We start from the raw sequence: 15,776 nt of genomic DNA, 5'->3' as shown, positions 1-15,776 counted from the left end.
CATTCATAAAGGTAATGCCGGCCGCTGGCCGGCAATCATTGGGAACCTGGCAACGGTCCATGAGGCTGCCGGCCAGCGGCCGGCACTACCGGGACGCTCGCCAAGGTCCATGAGGCTGCCGGCCAGCGGCCGGCACTACCGGGATGCGCGCCAAGGTTCATGAGGCTGCCGGCCAGCGGCCGGCACTACCGGGACGCTCGCCAAGGTCCATGGGGTTGCCGGCCAGCGGCCGGCACGACCGGGGGCGGTCAGAACCGGTTGTCGCCGTCCAGCATCCGGCCCAGGCCGCCCAGCACCGAGCCTTCGCCGCGGTTCTGGCCACCGCCCTGCGGCGCGGCCATCCACATGCGGCCGGCCAGACGCGAGAACGGCAGCGACTGCAGCCAGACCTTGCCCGGACCGGTCAGCGTGGCCAGGAACACGCCTTCGCCGCCGAACAGCATGCTCTTGATGCCGGCCACCCGGCGCACGTCCATGTCTACGGTCGGGTGGTAGGCCACCACGCAGCCGGTATCCACATCCAGCCGCTCGCCCGCGGCCAGCTCGCGCTCCACCACGCAACCGCCGGCATGGATGAACACCCAGCCGTCGCCTTCCAGCTTCTGCATGATGAAACCTTCGCCGCCGAACAGGCCGGTCATGATCTTGCGCTGGAACTGCACGCCGATCTGCACGCCGCGCGCGCCGGCCAGGAAGCTGTCCTTCTGGCAGATCAGGCGGCCGCCATGCTGGTCCAGCTTCATTGCCAGCACGGTGCCGGGGTAGGGCGCGGCGAAGGCGACCTTGCCCTTGCCGTGGCCGCTCTGGGTGTAGACGGTGGCGAACAGGCTCTCGCCGGTCAGCACGCGCTTGCCGGCGGCCATCACCTTGCCCATGAAGCCGCCGCCCTGGTCGCCGTTGGCGGCGCCGAACACCGTGTCCATCTGCACGGTGGCATCCTTGAACATCAATGCGCCGGCCTCGGCAATGGCGCTCTCGCCGGGGTCGAGCTCGATCTCCACGAACTGCATTTCATGGCCGACGATGCGGAACTCGATGTCGTCGGCGCGGCCGCTGGCCGCGGCGGGGACCGGCGGCGGGGTGTTCGGCATGCCCGGGGCCGCGGACTGCAGTTCGGGCACCTCGGCAATCGAGGTCCACCCGCTCATGCCCTGGCACCAGGCCAGCGCGCGCGGGTTGGCCTGCGCATAACGGCGCGCGGCCTCGTCATCAAGCGGGCCGATACGCTCGGCCTGGGCGGAGGCATGGAAGTACCACTGGGTCATCGCGGCGGCTCTGCAGGGCTGGAAAACCCCGAGTCTAGCGAGGGCGCGGGGGCCGGGGCGACGCGGCCATGAACGGCAGGCATTTGCGGGGCAGGTGCTGTATTGCAACAATTATCTGGTAGCGCCGTTTTACCACCCCTCCAAACACAGCCTACCGCCATGTCTCCGACCCGCACTTCCCGTGGCCGCCTTCCGGTCGCGCGCCCCCTCGTTGCCGCTCTTTCCGCCCTGTTGCCGCTGGTAGCAGCCGCCCAGGAAACTCCCGCTGCCAAGGATCCGGTTGCCCTTGATGCCCTGCAGGTGACCGCGCAGCGCCGCGTCGAGAACGCCAAGGACGTGCCGGTCGCGATCAGCGCGATCCAGGGCGAGAAGCTCGATGTGCTGGGTTCGGCGGGCGACGACATCCGCTTCCTGGCCGCGCGCGTGCCCAGCCTCAACATCGAGTCGTCCTACGGCCGTGCCTTCCCGCGCTTCTACATCCGTGGCCTGGGCAACACCGACTTCGACCTCAATGCGTCGCAGCCGGTGTCGCTGGTGTACGACGACGTGGTGCAGGAAAGCCCGCTGCTGAAGGGCTTCCCGCTGTTCGACCTGGCCAATGTGGAAGTGCTGCGCGGTCCGCAGGGCACGCTGTTCGGTCGCAATACCCCGGCCGGCGTGGTCAAGTTCGACTCGGCGCGCCCGTCGCAGGATGCCGACGGCTACGTGCGCGTGGGCTATGGCAGCTACAACAGCTGGAACGTGCAGGGCGCCTATGGCGGCCCGCTGACCGACCGCTGGTCGGCACGCGTCTCGGCCATCTACCAGCGCCGTGACGACTGGGTCGACAACACCCGCGCCGGTGCGCCCAACAGCGGTTTCGAAGGCTATGACGAAGCCGCCGGCCGCGTGCAGTTCCTGTACGAAGGCGACGACTTCGAAGCGCTGTTCAACCTGCACAAGCGCAAGCTCAACGGTACCGCGCGCCTGTTCCGCGCCAACATCATCCAGAAGGGTGGCAACGGCCTGGTCGAGAACTTCGATCGCGACAAGGTGGCCAACGATGGCGTCAACTTCTCCGACCTGGAGACCTGGGGCGGCAGTGCGCGCCTGCAGTGGAACCTCGGTTCGGTGACCCTGCACTCGATCACCGGTTATGAAACCGCCGAATCGCTCAATCGTGGTGACATCGACGGTGGCTACGGCGACGCATCGCTGGGCGCTGGCAACTATGGGCCGGGCTTCATCCCGTTCTCGTCGGAGTCGGCCGACGGCCTGCCGCACCATCGCCAGTGGACGCAGGAATTCCGCGTTGAATCCAACGAATGGGGCCGCTTCGACTGGCAGGCCGGCGTCTTCTATTTCGACGAAGACGTGACCATCAACAACTTCAACTACAACTCGTTGAAGCCGGGCAATCCGCAGACCGGCCACGTGGTGCAGAACCAGCGCAACAAGGCCTGGGCGGTGTTCGCCTCGGGTGACTTCGATGTCACCGACCGCTTCAAGCTGCGCGCCGGCGTGCGCTACACCCAGGACAAGAAGGACTTCAACGCCAGCGTGCTGCAGGCCGTGCCGTTCGGCACCCCGGTCAGTGGCCCGTACCTGGCCAACACCGACGTCAACGACGTCAGCTGGGATGTCAGCGGCGTGTACAAGCTGACCGACAACGTGAATGCCTACGCCCGCGTGGCCAAGGGCTTCCGTGCGCCGTCGATCCAGGGCCGCCTGGCCTTCGCGCCGGGCCTGTCGCAGGCCGATTCGGAGAAGGTGATCTCGTACGAAGCCGGCATCAAGGCCGACCTGTTCGAGCGCCGCGCGCGCCTGGGCCTGAGCGTGTTCCGCTACAACGTTGACGGCCAGCAGTTGATCGCGGTGGGCGGCACCAACAACACCGCCACCCTGCTCAACGCCGACAAGACCATCGGCCAGGGCGTGGAGCTGGACCTGGAAGCCTATCTGGCTGACAACGTGCTGCTGACCTTCGGCAGCAGCTACAACGACACCGAGATCAAGGACAAGGATCTGGCGGTAGCGATCTGCGGCGGTGGCTGCACCATCAACGACCCGACCACCGTCATCAACGGTGGCACCTACGCACTGGTCAACGGCAACCCGCTGCCGCAGGCGCCGAAGTGGATCCACAACGCGACCCTGCGCGTGGGCTTCCCGCTCAGCGATGGCAGCGAGCTGTATGCCTACACCGACTGGGCCTACCGCAGCGCGGTGAACTTCTTCATCTACGAGTCGCCGGAATTCCGCGGCCGTAGTTCGCTGGAAGGCGGTCTGCGCCTGGGCTACAACTGGGATTACGGCCAGTACGACGTGGCCGTGTTCGGCCGCAACCTGACCAACCAGACCCGCGTGGTCGGCGCGATCGACTTCAACAACCTGACCGGCTTCCTCAACGAGCCGCGTACCTGGGGCGTGGAGTTCACCGCGAAGTTCTGATGTGGTGGCTGCGTTGATGCAATGAAGAAGGGCCGGCGCAATGCCGGCCCTTCTGCTTTACACCCATCGGTAGTGCCGGCCGCTGGCCGGCAACAATTGAACCGCCAGGCGCTTACAGCGCGCTCTGCGGGCGCACCTTCAGCACCGCTTCCTCGGCCGCGCAGTCGCGGCTGGAGTGCAGGCCGGCCTTGCGCGCGGCAGCGATCTCCTTGCGTGCGGCCAGCAGGTCCTTGTTGAACGCGGCGTTGTCGTGCAGGCGGGCCACGGCGGCGGCGCCCATGAAGCGGCCTTCGAGGATGTCGCTCTGCCAGTGCACGTTGCACACCAGGCGGCTCTCGCCGTAGTTGCGGCCGCGCGCCTGGATGGCATCGGCGCGATCCGGTGCGATCTCCGACAGGATCAGGGCCCAGGCCCAGCCGATCGAGGTGTGGCCGGACGGGTATGAGCCGTTCTTGCGCAGGCCTTCTTCGTCCTTCGGCGAGCAGGTCGGTTCACCATTGACCATGAACGGGCGCGGGCGCTGGTAGTGGTTCTTGGCGGCCTTGGTGGCGGCGCTGGCGTCGATCCGGCTGCGCTCCAGCAGGCGGTACAGCGCCGGGGTCTTCACCGCATCGACGTCGATGTCGGCGGCGCAGGAGAAGTGGTTGGCGCCTTCTGGGAAGCCGAGTTCCGCATCGACACCGGCCTGGGCGAAGCGCGGGCTGCCACGCAGCGCGCGGGCTTCACGGCTGACCTGTTCGTCGAGGGCGAGGGCGGCCGAACCGGCCACCGGCGGTGCTGGCACCAGGTCGAGGCTGGCCGGTACCGCGCTCTTGTCCAGATAGCCCACCGCCTTGGTGGTGATGTTGGCTTCGACGGCGGTCGGCTTGGTGGCGGTGGCGGCACAACCGGCCAGGGCCGCGATGACGGCAAGGCCGAGCAGCGTGCGGGCAGGGTGGGAAATCAGCGACATGGACAGGCTCCGGAGGAAAAACATCGCGCCATGATCGCAGCCCGTATACGACACCGCAGTGGCCATCGGTCATACGGCCAGACCCGGCATGGTCATCCCGGCGATATGAAAAGCGTCATCGAGTGACGTCAGTCTCCTGAATCCGGGCGCAGCGCACGGACTTTCACGCGGCCGCGCCGCGAGCATCGGCACAACGGCAAGCACCAGGGGCCGTCCAGTTCCAGCCGGGTCGGGGGGATCCGTTGACAGAGGGAGAGAAGCGATGCGCAGCACCGCAACAGGAAGTACCGTCCTGGCCCTGCTCCTCGGGCTGGCAGCCGCGCCGGCACAGGCGGCCGACGTGGTCGGCGTGGCCTTCGTGCATGGCACCGGCGCACAGACCAACGCCACCCAGGACTACTGGCAGCCGGCGATCATCGATACCGTGCGCCAGGGCCTGCCGAACAGCAGCAACTACGTCGTCATCAACTGCGACTTCACCCAGTACATGTGGAAGCCGGAAGCCGCCGGTTGCCTGGCCAACCAGCTGACCGGCTTCATCGACAGCCGTGGCATCACCCAGCTGGTGGTGATCACCCATTCCAACGGCGGCAACGTGATGCGCTGGATCCTGTCCAACCCGACCTATGACAGCCGCTATCCGAAGATCATCCGCACGGTGCGCAAGGTCAACGCGCTGGCACCGTCTTCGGCCGGCACGCCGTTGGCCGATGCGGTGCTCAACGGCAACACCTTTGAAACCTCGCTGGGCTGGCTGCTGGGCTACAAGAACGACGCCGTGCGCCAGCAGCAGGTGGCGAGCATGGCCACCTACAACGCGCAGAACCTCTACGGCACCGCTGGCCGCCCGGCGCTGCCCAAACCGTTCCGCGCGGTGGTGGGCAGCGATGTGGAATCGGCGGTGTGGGACAGCAACAGCTACTGCGGTGGCTATGCCGCCAACGTCGGCCTGGAGTTCACCCAGAACTGGCTGTCGTCCTGCTCCGATGGCTTCCTGGAGTGCAGCAGCCAGAAGGCCGCCGGCACCACCTGGTTCACCGACAAGGCGCGTACCCAGGGTGCAGAACCGCTCAGCCACAACCAGAGCCGCCGCGAGTGCTTCGGCCTCGGCGCCCTGCTGCGCAACGACCTGACCCAGTGAGGGAGACGACCATGACGATTCAATCCACCCTACTGGCCGGCGCCACCCTGGCAGTGCTGTCCCTTTCCGCAGCGCAGGCCGCGCAGCCGCTGCAGGCCGCCCGTGCGGGCGATCAGGTGCCTGCCGCCCTGGTAGCCGCGCCGCTTCCCACCGATGAGAGCGAACACGCGCCACTGGCCTTTGCCTGGGCGCTGGACCCCGCACAACCGCTGCAGGCGGCTACGCCGTATGCCTCGGTCAGCCGCAGCTACTGGCAGCAGGTTGATGGCACGCAGCTGCAGCGAGGCCTGGACCTGCCACTGACGGCGCCGGATGCGGTGATCCAGCTGAGCCCGACCGCAGGTGCCCGCGCGCTGCCGGCCAACACGCTACAGGTGCGCGACCCGGCCGGCCGCAGCAGCGTGGCGCGCAGTGTTGATGCGCGCGCGCTGCAGGACGCCGGCATGCCGGTCAGCGATGGCAGCAGCATGCTGCGTACCGGCGCGACCAGTGCCGTCGGTGCCTACACGCTGCAGAGCGCGCAGGCCCAGGGCCGCTACGTGGTGCAGGTGCTGGAGCCGAACAGCCCGCTGCGGCTGGAGGTGCAGGCCAACCAGGCGCAGGTGCTGGCCGGCGGCAACATGCAGCTGCAGGCACGCCTGCTGGAAGACGGCGCCACCACCGCGCAGCTGGCATCGCGCCGTGGCGGCCTCGGCGGAGAAGCCCTGCTGGTCGCGCCGGATGGCCGCAGCTGGCCGCAGCGCCTGCTGCGCACTACCGATGGCAGCCTGCGCGCGCAGGTGCGCATCCCGGCCGATGTCGGTACTGCACAGGGGCTGTGGGAATTGCAGGTGTTCGCCCAGGCCGACGGTGTGCTGCGCGATGGCAAGGTCGCCTTTGCGGTGGCACGGCCGACTGCCCGTTTCAGTGGCCAGGCGGCACCGGATCCGTCCAATCGCCAGGTGGCACTGCCATTGCAGGTGGCCGCCGCAGGCCGCTATGAGGCACGGGGCACGCTGTATGCCACCGCCCGCGATGGTCAGTTGAAGCCGGTCGCGCAGGCACATGCGGCCGCGTGGTTCGATGGCCCGGGCGCAGGCCAGCTGGTGCTGCCGTTCGACCAGGCCGCATTGCCGACCGGCTTCGGTGCGCCGTACGAGCTGCGCGACCTGCAGCTGCAGGACCAGAGCCGGATGGCACCGATCGAGTCGCGCGCACTGGCGTTGCGGTTCTGAGCAAAGCGGTGGCGGGCCGGAACATCCGGCCCGCTGCCCCGCCTTCTGTAGAGCCGAGCCATGCTCGGCTGCTTCTGCTCGCGGCGAACGGCAGTCGAGCATGGCTCGACTCTACAGACGGTTACGGAGAGCGATGCATCTGTCTATCCCGCGTACGCGGTCAGTCGGCCTTCCTGCTCGACCACCGTGATCGCGCCGCCGAACACCGCCGACAGCGGTTCATTGCGCAGCAGCTCGGCGCGGGTGCCATCGGCCAGTACGCGGCCGTCGCGCAGCAGCACCACCCGCTCGATCTCGGGAATGATCTCTTCGATGTGGTGGGTCACCAGCACCAGGGTGATGCCCTGCTGCGCCAGTACCCGCATGGTCGCCACCAGCTGCTCGCGGGCGACCAGATCCAAGCCGGTGGAGGGCTCATCCAGCAGCAGTGCCTGCGGCCGGTTGACCAGCGCGCGGGCGATCAGCACGCGGCGGGTCTCGCCGGCCGACAGCTCGGCGTAGGCGCGTTCACGCAGCGACAGCGCGCCGGTCATCGCCAGTGTCTCGCCGACGCGTGCACGCATGTCGGCGGTCACCTCGCGAAAGGCCGGCACCACGTAGCTGGCGAAGAAGCCGGACAGCACCGCCTGTTCCACGGTCAGCCCCGGCATGTCGGCCAGGTTGCTGCTGAGGTCGCCGGTGACGATGCCCAGCTGCGAGCGCAGGCGATCCACCTGCCAGCGGTTCTGGCCCAGCACCTTCACCGCCACCGTGCCGTCGCCCTGGGCCAGCGGGTACAGCTCGCGGGTGATCAGCTTGATGAAGGTGGACTTGCCGCAGCCGTTGGGGCCGAGCAGGGCGGTGTGCTGGCCCTGCTCGATGCGCAGGCTGAGCCCGTGCAGCACCTTCACCTGGCCGCGTACCACGGTGGCGCGGTCCAGTTCGATCAAGGGGGGCTGCTCCGCCAGGGGCGGGGCGGCGGTCATGGCGCTGGCGCGTGGATCAAGGCTCGACAACTCAGGTCCCCAACTGTGAACGGTGCCTCGGATGGCGATGCAGAGCATCGCCGCAGGGATGCAGTTTGCAACGCAAGCGCCCATGATGTCTGCCATCCCCGCGTCGACCCGGAGAGCCGTCATGCCAGATGCCCTGATGTCCCTGTTGACCGGTGGTGTGCTCGGCCTGGGCTGGTGGGCCATGCTGGCGGTGCTGCTGGTCTTCACTCAGATCACCATCTTCTCGGTGACCCTGTACCTGCACCGCAGCCAGGCCCATCGCGGCGTCGATTTCCACCCGGCGCTGGCCCATGTGTTCCGCTTCTGGCTGTGGCTGACCACCTCGATGATCACCCGCGAGTGGGTGGCCATCCACCGCAAGCACCACGCCAAGGTGGAGACCGAGGACGACCCGCACAGCCCGGTCACCCGTGGCATCGGCAAGGTGTTCTGGCACGGCGTGGAGCTGTACCGCGAAGCGCGTGGCATGCGCGCGGACATCGAGCAGTACGGGCGCGGCACCCCGGATGATGCGATCGAGCGCCGCCTGTATACCCCGCATGCCACGTTGGGGCCGGTGCTGCTGTTCGCGATCAATACCGTGTTGTTTGGCCTGCCGGGCGTGGCCCTGTGGGCGATCCAGATGGCATGGATCCCGTTCTGGGCCGCGGGCGTGGTCAATGGCCTGGGGCACTGGTGGGGCTACCGCAACTACGAGTCCGCCGACACCTCCACCAATCTCACGCCGTGGGGGTTCTGGATCGGTGGCGAGGAGCTGCACAACAACCATCATGCCTTCCCCAGTTCGGCGCGCTTCGCGATGCGGCGCTGGGAGTTCGATATCGGCTGGAGTGCGATCCGCCTGCTGCAGGCGCTGCGCCTGGCCAAGGTGCTGCGGGTGGCGCCGGCCATGGACGTGCGCCCGAACATTGCCGTGCCCGATGCCGAAACCCTGAAGGCGCTGCTGTCGCACCGCTTCCAGGCGATGACCGATTACCAGCGCAATGTGTTCATGCCGGCCCTGCGCGAGGAAGCCGTGCAGGCCGGGGCCAAGCTGCGCCGCCTGCTGCCACGCCGGCTGCGCCGTGGCCTGGTCAACGATGGCCGCTGGCTGAAGCCGGACAGTCGTGCCCAGCTCAGCGAATGGGTGGCACAGCGCCCGCGCATCCGCACCCTGGTCGAGTACCGCGCGCGGCTGGCGGCGCTGCTCGAGGCCCGCGGCCACAATGCCGCCGAGCGCCTGCATCAGTTGCAGGCGTGGTGCCGTGAGGCCGAGGAAAGCGGGATCGCCGCGCTGCAGGCCTATGCCGCACGGTTGAAGGGCTACAGCCTGGTGGGCGCGTGAGGGCTGGGTATGGGCTTGCGTTGACGATGCTGCTGCCGGGCGCGGCGCTGGCCCAGGTCACCGACACCACCAGCTACCTGCAGCGGATGGACAGCGATGGCGACGGCCGGGTGAGTGAATCCGAATACGTGCAGTGGATGCTGTATGCCTTCGACCGCATGGACCGCAATGGCGATGGCGTGCTGAGCGCAGACGAGCTGCCCGGCGGCAAGGGCAGGGCGATCAGCCGCGAGCAGCAGCGGCAGGTGATCGTGCAGCGTTTCCACAAGCAGGATGCCAACGGTGATGGCGTCCTGGATGCCCGTGAACTGGCGGCACCGCCACGCTGAGCGGGCGTAGAATCGGTTCATGCCTGAACTGCCCGAAGTCGAAACCACCCGCCGCGGCCTGGCGCCGCACCTGCAGGGGCGCCGCGTGCATGGCGTGATCCTGCGCCGCGCCGACCTGCGCTGGCCGATTCCGCCGGAAGTGGCCGAGCTGCTGCCGGGGCAGCGCATCGAGGAGATCCGTCGGCGCGCCAAGTACCTGCTGCTGGATACCGCCATCGGCAGCGCGGTGCTGCACCTGGGCATGTCCGGCAGCCTGCGCGTGCTGCCCGGTGATACGCCGGTGCGCGCCCACGACCACGTCGACATCAGCCTGGACAACGGCCGCCTGCTGCGCTTCAACGACCCGCGCCGCTTCGGCAGCCTGCTCTGGCAGCCCGCCGGTGAGATCCATCCGCTGCTGCAGGGGCTGGGCCCGGAGCCGCTGGACGACGCGTTCGACGGCGACTACCTGTTCGCCCGCAGCCGTGGCCGCAGCGCGCCGGTGAAGACCTTCCTGATGGACCAGGCGGTGGTGGTGGGGGTGGGCAACATCTACGCCGCCGAGAGCCTGTTCAAGGCCGGCATCAGTCCGCTGCGCGAGGCAGGAAAGATCTCGCGCGAACGCTACCAGCGGCTGGCCGACGCGGTGAAGGAGATCCTCGGCTACGCCATCACCCGTGGCGGCACCACGCTGCGCGATTTCATCAGCCCTGACGGCGCGCCGGGCTACTTCGAGCAGGAACTGCTGGTGTACGGCCGTGACGGGTTGCCCTGCCCGAACTGTGGTCGCGCGCTGAAGCACGCCACCATCGGCCAGCGCGCCAGCGTCTGGTGCAGCCATTGCCAGCGCTGAGCCGGGCGGCCAGCGGCAGCTGAACGGGCAGGGCACGTCTCCGCTGCCCGTTAACGTTTGTCTGCCTATGATGGCCGACCTTCCCTCTGTGCCTGACGCGCCTGCATGCAACGACGCGACTTCATCCGCAATGCCTCCCTCGCCCTGGCTGCATTCGGCCTGCCGTCCCTGCCCGCGTGCGCGGCCAGCAAGAGCGGCCAGATGGGCCTGCGCCGCCTCGGCCAGCCGCAGCCGTTCGACTTCGCCACCCTGAAGGGCCAGGCGCGCGCGCTGGCACAGGCACCCTACAAGAGCCACAAGCGGGTGCTGCCGGGCCGCCTGGAAGGCCTGGACTGGGACCAGTACCAGTCGATCGGCTACCGCCAGGACCATGCGCTGTGGGCTGACCAGCCTGGCAAGTTCCAGGCCAAGTTCTTCCACCTGGGCCTGTACTTCCACTCGCCGGTGCGCATGTTCGACGTGGTCGACGGCAAGGCGCAGGAGCTGGCCTATGACGGCGCGGCGTTCAACTACGGCAAGAGCGGCATCAAGGACGGCGAGCTGCCGGCCGATCTGGGCTTCGCCGGCTTCCGCCTGAACACCCGCAAGGACACCGACCGCGACTTCGCGGCCTTCCTCGGCGCCAGCTACTTCCGCGCGGTCGGCAAGGAAGGCCAGTACGGCCAGTCCGCGCGCGGCCTGGCGATCGACACCGGCATGGGCAAGCCGGAGGAATTCCCGGACTTCATCGCCTACTACCTGGAGCAGCCGTCGGCCGATTCGGAGACGATCGTGGTCTACGGCCTGCTGGATTCGCCCAGCGTGGCCGGTGCGTACCGCTTCGCCATCACCAACGGCGACGTGCTGCTGATGGATATCGACAGCGCGCTGTACCCGCGCAAGGCGATCGAGCGGCTGGGCATCGCCCCGTGCACCAGCATGTACCAGGTGGGCGAGAACGACCGCCGCATGGCATGGGACTGGCGCCCGGAGATCCACGACACCGACGGCCTTTCGCTGTGGACCGGTGCCGGCGAATGGATCTGGCGACCGCTGCTGAATCCGCGCAACCTGCGCTTCAACATGTTCGTCGACCGCAACCCGCGTGGTTTCGGCCTGCTGCAGCGCGACCGCAACTTCGACCACTACCAGGACGACGGCGTGTTCTACGAGAAGCGCCCCTGCCTGTGGGTGGAGCCGAAGGGCGAATGGGGCGAGGGCTCGGTGCAGCTGGTGGAGATTCCCACCGTGGACGAGACCTTCGACAACATCGTGGCGTTCTGGAACCCGAAGGAAAAGCCGCAGCCGGGCCAGGAGCTGCTGGTCGGCTACCGCCTGTACTGGGGCGCCGAGCCGCCGGCACGGCCGCCGCTGGCGCACTGCGTGGCCAGCCGCACCGGCCTGGGCGGCGTGGTCGGCAAGAAGCGCGAGTATTTCAGCTGGCGCTTCGCGGTGGACTTCGAAGGCGGCGAACTGGCCAGGCTGATCGACAAGGGTGAGGTCGAGGCCGTGGTGGAAGCCAGCCGTGGCCGGGTCGAGATCGTGTCGGCGCGCCCGCTGCGCGAGATCAACGGCTACCGCGCGATGTTCGATCTGGTGCCGCCGGAAGACAGCACCGAGCAGATCGACATCCGTCTGTTCCTGCGCAGTGGCGGCAAGACCCTCACCGAGACCTGGCTGTACCAGTACACCCCGCCGCCGGCAGGTGCGCCGGAGCGCACGCTGTACTGAATGGATGCGGCCCGGTGCCGGCTACACGCCGGCACCGTTGTTTCAAGGCTTGCTGTCGGTGGCGTGCGACTGGGTCGGAACACCCACTTCCACCGTGCCCCGGCGGATCTTCATCCAGGTTTCGTCCTGCCAGCGTTCGTACTGCTTCGGGTCCCAGTACTTCGGGTCGTAGAGGCGATCGGCCTTGATGGTGCGGGAGATTCCGCCGTCCATGTACACGATGTCGACGTTGTTGGACATCGAGCCGACGCGGCTGCCGGTCATCTCGCGGCGCCCCTTTCTGAGCACTTCGGCCATGCGTGGGCGCGCGACTTCGTCACCATACTCGGCGCGCAGCGCGCTTGCCTGCGCGCGCGCCGCATCATGCTGCTCCAGCGGCAGCGTGGCCCAGTACTCGTTGCGCAGCTCGACGAACAACGGATAGCCACGTTCGGCCGCCACCTCCATCCAGGCATAGGCCATGACCGGATTGCGCGGCTGCTCTACCCCGTACCAGTACATCTCGCCGAGGTAGCCCTGGGCAGGCTTGTCCGCATACCGCGCGGCCAGCCGGAAGTTGTCCATCGCGCCGTTGACATCGTTGCGACGCAGCGCGTTGACGCCCCATTGCCGGTACATCATGTCCGGGTGGCTGTCCATGAAACCGGCGCCGATCACCGCCGCATCGTCTTCACCTGACGGGCGCTCGGCCGCGGTGGCCAGCAGGGGCAGCAACAGCAGCGGCAGCAGCAGGAGGGCAGAGCGCATGTCGGACGTCCAGTTCGGCAGCAGGGGAGCCGCAGCCTAGGCGCGACAGCGCGTGCTTGTAAACCGCTGGAGGTCATGGCGCACCGGCGCGCCTGCTACAGCGGCAGCGGCGCCTGCGCCGGATCGATCCGCCCTTCGCCGCGGGTGATCTTCTTGAACTCGGCGCGACTGACCGACACGTAGCGGTCGTTGCCGCCGATCTCCACCTGCGGGCCGTCCTGCACCGCGTGGCCATGCTCGTCCACACGCACCGTCATCGTCGCCTTCTTGCCGCTGTGGCAGATGGTCTTGATCTCCTGCATCTCATCGGCCCAGGCCAGCAGGTACTGGCTGCCTTCGAACAGCTCGCCGCGGAAGTCGGTGCGCAGGCCGTAGCACAGCACCGGAATGCGCAGCTGGTCGACCACTTCGCTGAGCTGCCAGACCTGGGCGCGGGTCAGGAACTGCGCCTCGTCCACCAGCACGCAGCCCATCGGGCCGTTGGCTGCCAGATCCTGTTCAACCCAGCGCTGCAGGTCGGTATCGCGGTCGAAGGCCATGCCGTCCGCACGCAGGCCGATCCGCGAGGCGACCACGCCGGCGCCGGCACGATCGTCCAGGCGCGGGGTCAGGATCGCCACCCGCATGCCGCGCTCGCGGTAGTTGTGGGCGCTCTGCAGCAGGGTGGTGGTCTTGCCGGCGTTCATCGCCGAATAGTAGAAGTAGAGCTTGGCCATCGACGGATTGTACGCCGCGGCCCCGCTTCGCCGAAGCCGTTCAGCAACCCCACCGGCGGCCCGCTGTGGTCGTCACCCGGCCCCGCTACAATCCCCATCCCATGCACGGTCTCAATCCCCCCCAAGCCGCCGCCGTCCTGCACATCGAAGGTCCATTGCTGGTGCTCGCCGGCGCGGGCAGCGGCAAGACGCGTGTGATCGTGGAAAAGATCGCCCACCTGATCGGCTGCGGCCGCTATCCGGCGCGCCGCATCGCGGCGATCACCTTCACCAACAAGTCGGCCAAGGAAATGCGCGAGCGCGTGGCCAAGCGCCTGCGCGAGCAGGACGCCGACGAGGTGACCATCTGCACCTTCCATGCGCTGGGCCTGAAGTTCCTGCAGATCGAGCACGCGGCCGTTGGCCTGAAGCGCGGCTTCTCGATCTTCGATGCCGACGATGCCGCTGCGCAGATCAAGGACCTGATGTACGGGGCCAAGCCTGATGACATCGAGGACATGAAGAACCTGGTGTCGCGCGCGAAGAACGCCGGCCTGTCGCCCGAACAGGCGATGGCCGCCGCGCGCAGCAATCGCGAGAAGGAAGCGGCCAGCGTCTACGAACGCTACCAGCTGCGCCTGACCGCGTTCAATGCGGTCGACTTCGATGACCTGATCCGTCTCCCGGTGCAGATCCTGGAAGAAAATCCGGAGATCGCGCTGGCCTGGCGCGAGCGCATCGGCTACCTGCTGGTGGACGAATGCCAGGACACCAACGACGCGCAGTACCGGCTGCTCAAGCAGCTGGCCGGTGACAAGGGCAACTTCACCTGCGTGGGTGACGATGACCAGTCGATCTATGCCTGGCGCGGCGCCAATCCGGAAAACCTGCAGCAGATGGGGCGCGACTATCCCAAGCTGGAGATCATCAAGCTGGAGCAGAACTACCGCTGCTCCAACCGCGTGCTGCGCGCGGCCAATGCGCTGATCGCCAACAACCCGCACGAGCACCTGAAGAAGCTGTGGAGTGACCAGGCCGACGGCGAACGCATCCGCGTGTGGGAGTGCCGCAACAGCGAACATGAGGCGGAAAAGGTTGCCGCCGAGATCGCCTTCGTGGCGCAGTCGCGCAATGTGCCGTGGAGTGATTTCTGCATCCTGTTCCGCGGCAACTTCCAGTCGCGTCCGCTGGAAAAGGCGATGCAGCTGCTGCGCATTCCCTACCACCTGACCGGCGGCACCATGTTCCTGGAACGCCAGGAAGTGAAGGACACGCTGGCCTGGCTGCGCCTGCTGGTGAACCCGGACGACGACACCGCGTTCATGCGTGCGGTGCAGTCACCCAAGCGCGACGTCGGTGCCGGCACGCTGGCCAAGCTGGCCGAGCTGGCGCAGGAGAAGGACATGCCGATGGCGCAGGCCGCCGAGGCGATCGGTGCCCTGCAGCAACTGCCCCCGCGCGCGGCCAACAGCCTGGCGCGCTTCACCGACATCCTGCGTGACCTGCGTGCACAGACCCAACAGGTCACTTCCGGCGACATGATCCGCAAGGTCGCCAAGGAATCCGGCCTGCTCAGCGAACTGCGCCAGCAGGCCAAGGAAGAGGCGAGTTACCAGCGCCGTGCCAACAACATCGAGGAACTGGCGCAGTGGTTCGAGGGGGGCCCGCGCGGTGCCACTGCCGCCGACCTGGCCGGCCAGCTGGCGCTGCTGTCGCGCAGCGACAAGGACGAGGGTGGCAACCAGGTGCGCATGATGACCATGCACGCCTCCAAGGGCCTGGAATTCCCGTACGTGTTCATCGTCGGCTGCGAGGATGGCGTGCTGCCGCACCAGGTCAGCCTGGACGAGGGCAACCTGCAGGAAGAGCGGCGCCTGCTGTACGTGGGCATCACCCGCGCCAAGATCCAGTTGTGGATGAGTTACAGCAAGCTGACCCGCAAGTTCGGTGAGCACGTGCGGTTGAAGCCGAGCCGGTTCTTCGAGGAGATTCCGGCGGAGGAGATCCAGCGCGATGGTGCTGATCCGGTGGCCGATGCGGTGCGCAAGAAGGAACGGGCGAGTGCGGGGTTGGCGGCGATCGAGGCGCTGTTCGATTGACCGGCGAACGGCGCAGCCCCTCGTGGCTGCCGCCGTTCGCAGC

The 15,776-nt window shown here is 67.7% G+C and carries 13 protein-coding genes; 8 read left to right on the top strand and 5 right to left on the bottom strand.

The window, feature by feature from the left end:
- Positions 1-248: 248 nt before the first annotated feature.
- Complete coding sequence (locus QRO95_RS22750; protein WP_032129262.1) at positions 249-1,265, bottom strand: TIGR00266 family protein; 1,017 nt, start codon at positions 1,263-1,265, stop codon at positions 249-251.
- A 159-nt stretch (positions 1,266-1,424) separates the two neighbouring features.
- Between QRO95_RS22750 and QRO95_RS22745 the strand changes: the two genes are divergently transcribed.
- Positions 1,425-3,695, top strand: coding sequence for a TonB-dependent receptor (locus tag QRO95_RS22745; protein ID WP_032129261.1), 2,271 nt, complete (start codon positions 1,425-1,427; stop codon positions 3,693-3,695).
- 112 nt (positions 3,696-3,807) lie between these two features.
- On the opposite strand, the gene QRO95_RS22740 is transcribed toward QRO95_RS22745, so the two are convergent.
- Positions 3,808-4,647 carry a phosphatase PAP2 family protein gene (locus tag QRO95_RS22740; protein ID WP_285303539.1) on the bottom strand — a complete coding sequence of 280 codons (840 nt, stop codon included), beginning with the start codon at positions 4,645-4,647 and terminating at the stop codon, positions 3,808-3,810.
- Between the two features lie 262 nt (positions 4,648-4,909).
- Here QRO95_RS22740 and QRO95_RS22735 point away from each other — a divergent pair, with 262 nt between their 5' ends.
- Together QRO95_RS22735 and QRO95_RS22730 are read left to right on the top strand one after the other, a co-directional pair.
- A complete protein-coding gene (locus QRO95_RS22735; protein WP_285303538.1) occupies positions 4,910-5,788 on the top strand; it encodes a hypothetical protein in 879 nt (292 codons plus the stop codon).
- A gap of 11 nt (positions 5,789-5,799) precedes the next feature.
- A complete protein-coding gene (locus tag QRO95_RS22730; RefSeq protein WP_285303537.1) occupies positions 5,800-7,002 on the top strand; it encodes a DUF4785 domain-containing protein in 1,203 nt (400 codons plus the stop codon).
- A 143-nt stretch (positions 7,003-7,145) separates the two neighbouring features.
- On the opposite strand, the gene QRO95_RS22725 is transcribed toward QRO95_RS22730, so the two are convergent.
- The gene (locus QRO95_RS22725; protein WP_285303536.1) at positions 7,146-7,967 is read right to left on the bottom strand and encodes an ABC transporter ATP-binding protein; all 822 of its coding nucleotides are present in this window, start codon (positions 7,965-7,967) and stop codon (positions 7,146-7,148) included.
- 151 nt (positions 7,968-8,118) lie between these two features.
- Between QRO95_RS22725 and QRO95_RS22720 the strand changes: the two genes are divergently transcribed.
- From QRO95_RS22720 to QRO95_RS22705, 4 genes are all read left to right on the top strand, one after another.
- The gene (locus QRO95_RS22720; protein WP_285303535.1) at positions 8,119-9,321 is read left to right on the top strand and encodes an acyl-CoA desaturase; all 1,203 of its coding nucleotides are present in this window, start codon (positions 8,119-8,121) and stop codon (positions 9,319-9,321) included.
- Entirely contained in the window at positions 9,318-9,650 is a 333-nt protein-coding gene (locus QRO95_RS22715) for an EF-hand domain-containing protein (protein WP_277779111.1), read from the top strand. The genes QRO95_RS22720 and QRO95_RS22715 overlap by 4 nt, the downstream gene beginning before the upstream one ends.
- A 19-nt stretch (positions 9,651-9,669) precedes the next feature.
- Entirely contained in the window at positions 9,670-10,482 is an 813-nt protein-coding gene (gene mutM, locus QRO95_RS22710; RefSeq protein ID WP_142807995.1) for a bifunctional DNA-formamidopyrimidine glycosylase/DNA-(apurinic or apyrimidinic site) lyase, read from the top strand.
- A gap of 105 nt (positions 10,483-10,587) precedes the next feature.
- Entirely contained in the window at positions 10,588-12,192 is a 1,605-nt protein-coding gene (locus tag QRO95_RS22705; RefSeq protein ID WP_285303534.1) for a glucan biosynthesis protein, read from the top strand.
- A 42-nt stretch (positions 12,193-12,234) separates the two neighbouring features.
- Here the strand turns inward: QRO95_RS22705 and QRO95_RS22700 are convergent, their stop codons facing one another.
- Together QRO95_RS22700 and QRO95_RS22695 are read right to left on the bottom strand one after the other, a co-directional pair.
- Positions 12,235-12,939: a sel1 repeat family protein gene (locus tag QRO95_RS22700; protein WP_032128680.1), complete on the bottom strand. Its 705-nt coding sequence runs from the start codon at positions 12,937-12,939 to the stop codon at positions 12,235-12,237.
- A 95-nt stretch (positions 12,940-13,034) separates the two neighbouring features.
- Positions 13,035-13,655 carry a thymidine kinase gene (locus QRO95_RS22695; protein ID WP_008264720.1) on the bottom strand — a complete coding sequence of 207 codons (621 nt, stop codon included), beginning with the start codon at positions 13,653-13,655 and terminating at the stop codon, positions 13,035-13,037.
- 101 nt (positions 13,656-13,756) lie between these two features.
- Here QRO95_RS22695 and QRO95_RS22690 point away from each other — a divergent pair, with 101 nt between their 5' ends.
- Entirely contained in the window at positions 13,757-15,733 is a 1,977-nt protein-coding gene (locus QRO95_RS22690) for a UvrD-helicase domain-containing protein (RefSeq protein WP_285303533.1), read from the top strand.
- The last annotated feature ends 43 nt before the right edge of the window (positions 15,734-15,776 follow it).

It is taken from the genome of Stenotrophomonas maltophilia group sp. Smal13, assembly GCF_030236855.1.
Classification (GTDB): domain Bacteria; phylum Pseudomonadota; class Gammaproteobacteria; order Xanthomonadales; family Xanthomonadaceae; genus Stenotrophomonas; species Stenotrophomonas maltophilia_A.
Note: the sequence above shows the minus strand (reverse complement) of the source record. Positions and strands in the feature narration are given on the sequence as shown.